Source organism: Moorena sp. SIO3E8 (genome assembly GCF_010692445.1).
Classification (GTDB): Bacteria; Cyanobacteriota; Cyanobacteriia; order Cyanobacteriales; family Coleofasciculaceae; genus Moorena; species Moorena bouillonii.
On record NZ_JAAHHM010000372.1, the window covers coordinates 1 to 1,189 of the forward strand.

Annotated in this window: 1 pseudogene; it reads right to left on the bottom strand. The window is 48.6% G+C overall.

What is annotated here, in order from left to right:
• Positions 1-24: 24 nt before the first annotated feature.
• Positions 25-1,086, bottom strand: a pseudogene (locus tag F6K46_RS39880) (ISKra4 family transposase).
• Positions 1,087-1,189: the final 103 nt, after the last annotated feature.

Genomic DNA, 1,189 nt, shown 5'->3' on the forward strand with positions numbered 1-1,189 from the left:
GAGTGCATCTCAGTTTTGTAAGACTCAAGTTGAAAATTGCCCGTTGAGGTAGGCACACCGATGCTTCAAGACTTGTGGGACGTTACTCTCATCCCACTGAGCCCCCGAAATCTTGATACGCCGACCCAATTGCTTGACGGTTGATTCGATTGCTCCTGAGCCAATGGAAATGCCCTCGGCTTGATAGTAGCCATAGTTGACAATCCGATGCCGATGCTTGTTGAGGTAGTCAATAAAGTTGCTGACCCGCTGGTGTTGCCAATCAAAGAACTGTTTAATCGCACCATCGACATCCCCTTTCCACAAGCAAGCTTCCACTGCATCCAGCCGCTGTTGGGAGCCACCGACCTTACCCAGGTTCTCGATCAGGTGATACCAATCTAGAATCTCACATCTCTGGGAGTCCCTGCCAATCTCGGCAAAAATATTCCAAATGCCATCATGACCATCCCCCAAACAAGTGAGTGGGGTTGCCAATGGCTGGTGATTAACCCAATTGACTAAGCTTTCATTCTCGTGAAAGAAAGCACCCACAACACGTTCATGGAGATTCACACCTTTGTAATCACGCCACACACAAGGCTCACCTTTGGGGGTGCGTAAACGAACTTTTCCACCATCTACGCTCAGCTCTTCAACTGGTTGCTCTATTTGGGGCAATTCAAAGTCAAAACGCATGAACTAGACGTTGCTGAGTGCTGTGGGAAACCGCCATACCCGTCAACACCTTGATGTCAAAAGCGGCGCGCTCGTAAGACCCGTTGGCGCTCAACAGAAGACAACACTTCTCAAGGTACGGACTCCATCTTGTGTAGGGTTTGACATCAAGTTTCTGAGCTTGTTTCTCACTGACACTCAATCTGCCGAGGATGCTGTCGATACTGCGTTTGCGTCCAGCGCAGGTACCGCTGCTGGTTTGGATAAAAAATTTCCCATTTCTGGGCTGACATACTCGAGAATGTGATCACGAACTGCTTCTTCTATGCCTGCGAGGGTTTGAACCTGTTGGGGGTCTGTTTCTTCATAGAGCAAAGCGGCAATTGCTTGAGCGTGGGCTTTGATTTGGGCATGTTTGTCAGCATCCATTCGCAGAACTCACCTGATTATAGGTCAACTTCTCAAAGCTTAGCTCTGATTGCTCAAAACCGAACTTGAGTATTTATGCTCACTGCAAAATCGGGATGCACCC